Genomic DNA, 2,042 nt, shown 5'->3' with positions numbered 1-2,042 from the left:
CAGCCGGGGCTCGCTGTGGTGGTGGGGGCGGTGTGGGTGTTGAGCGCGCCCGCCGGGTGGGGGGGCGCGGCCGAGGGCGCGGCGGGGGGCGCCCGCGCCGCCGCGGGGGCGGGCTGCGCCCGCACCGCGGTCGCGATGTCGGCGGACTGCCGCGTGCGCGCGAGCCGCGCGACGAGGTCGGGGTGCGCGCGGACCCACCCGACGCGCAGCCCGCCCCAGAACGACTTGGACGCCGACCCCACGGTGACGACGTACGGCGACGTCCCGTCGCCGGCGAGCGGCTCGGTGACGGGGCCGACGGCGTCGGGGTCGCCGTCGAGGTCGAGGTCGGTGAGGGTCTCGTCCCCGACGACGGTCACGCGGTGCCGCGCCGCGGCGTCGCGCACCCCGGCTCGCTCCTCGGCGGTGAGCGTGTAGGCGGTCGGGTTGTGGAAGTCCGGCACGAGGTACACCAGGCGCGGCGAGACCTGGCGCAGCGTCGATCCGAAGAGGTCGACGTCGAACCCGGGCGCGTCCCGGTCGCGGCCGGGGTGCGTCTCCCGGTCGCCGCGCCCCACGGGGACGGGCACGAGCCGCGCCCCGGCGCGCCGGAGCGCCTCCATCGCGTGGTAGTACGTCGGCGACTGCACCACGGCGCGGTCGCCGCCGCCGAGGAGCGTGCTCGCGAGCGTGGTGATCGCGTGCTGGGCACCGGTCGTGACGAGGACCTCGTCGGGCGTCGTCGGCGTGCCGCGCCGGGTGTGGTGGTCGGCGATCGCCTCGCGCAGGACGCCGACGCCGTACGGCTCGTACCCGCCCCCGGACAGGTACTCGGGGAGGCGTTCGAGCGCGCGCGAGTACGCGCCGTGCAGCCCGCTCGGGGCGGCGGAGGTCGCCTGGGAGAGGTCGGCGAGGTCGATCGGTGCGACGTGCGGAGCCGGTGCGGGCGGCGCGTCGCCCCCGCGGGCGCGAGGTGCGGTCCGGGGCCGCGTCGCGCGGGGGAGCACGACGACGGTCCCCGAGCCCGTGCGCGAGCGTGCGAAGCCCAGCTCGCGCAGCCGCCCGTACGCGGCCGCCGTGGTGGTGCGCGAGACGCCGAGCGCGACGGCGAGGTCGCGCTCGGAGGGGAGCCGCGTGTGCGGGGCGAGCGTGCCGGCGAGGACGGCGGCGCGCAGCGCGTCGGCCAGCGCGGTGTACGCGGGGCCGCCCGCGTGCCAGCGACCCAGCAACCGCGACGCGGCAGCGGGGGAGAGGTGGCGGTGGACGTCGACGGACCCGAGCGGGGCGAGGCTCATGGGGCCACTCTCTCGCGATTGGCTATGGATGTCGATGCCACTTGCTCGTCAGGATGGCTCGCATGAGCCCCACCCGTCGTGCCGTCCAGCTCCTCCTCGGCCTCCTCGCCTACGCGCTCTCCATGGCGATGCTGCTCCACGCGGGCCAGGGCGGGATGCCGTGGGACGTCCTGCACCAGGGCGTCGTCCTCCGCACGGGGCTGCCCTTCGGCGTCGTCGTCGGGTCGCTCAGCGTGCTCGCGCTGCTCGCGTGGATCCCGTTGCGGCAGCGCCCCGGGATCGGGACGATCGCGAACGTCGTCGTCATCACCCTGACCATCGACCCGGCGATCGCGCTCGTGTCGCGACTCGTGCCCGACCCCGGCGTCGCCGCGAGCGTCGCGCTCGCCGTCGGCGGGATCGTGCTCAACGGGCTCGCGACCTCGGCGTACCTCGGGGTGCGCCTCGGGCCCGGCCCGCGCGACGGGCTCATGACCGGCCTGGTCGCGCGCACCGGGTGGTCGGTGCGCCTCGTGCGCACGCTCATCGAGGTCGTCGTCGTGTCGGTGGGCTGGGCGCTCGGCGGCACGCTGGGCTGGGCGACGATCGCCTACGCGCTCGGCGTCGGGCCGATCGTCCAGCTCACCGCGCGCTGGTTCGCCCCGCGAGGGCTCGCGGACCCGCGCCGCGCCCGGGTGCGCCGTCGGGCGCACGCCAGGACGGAGCCGCGGGAGCCGGTCGCCGCGACCACAGGCCCCCGGGCGGGGGGGGGCGCCCTGCCCGGGGCCC

At 77.8% G+C, this 2,042-nt stretch carries 2 protein-coding genes; one reads left to right on the top strand and one right to left on the bottom strand.

The window, feature by feature from the left end:
- A partial coding sequence (locus tag ACFWH7_RS21025) for an aminotransferase-like domain-containing protein (protein WP_378219634.1) occupies positions 1–1,274 on the bottom strand: 1,274 nt, incomplete at its 3' end.
- Between the two features lie 62 nt (positions 1,275–1,336).
- Here ACFWH7_RS21025 and yczE point away from each other — a divergent pair.
- A partial coding sequence (gene yczE / locus ACFWH7_RS21020; protein WP_378219632.1) for a membrane protein YczE occupies positions 1,337–2,042 on the top strand: 706 nt, incomplete at its 3' end.

This window comes from Cellulosimicrobium cellulans (genome assembly GCF_042723955.1).
Classification (GTDB): domain Bacteria; phylum Actinomycetota; class Actinomycetes; order Actinomycetales; family Cellulomonadaceae; genus Cellulosimicrobium; species Cellulosimicrobium cellulans_H.
This window is presented reverse-complemented; position numbering and strand designations above follow the sequence as displayed.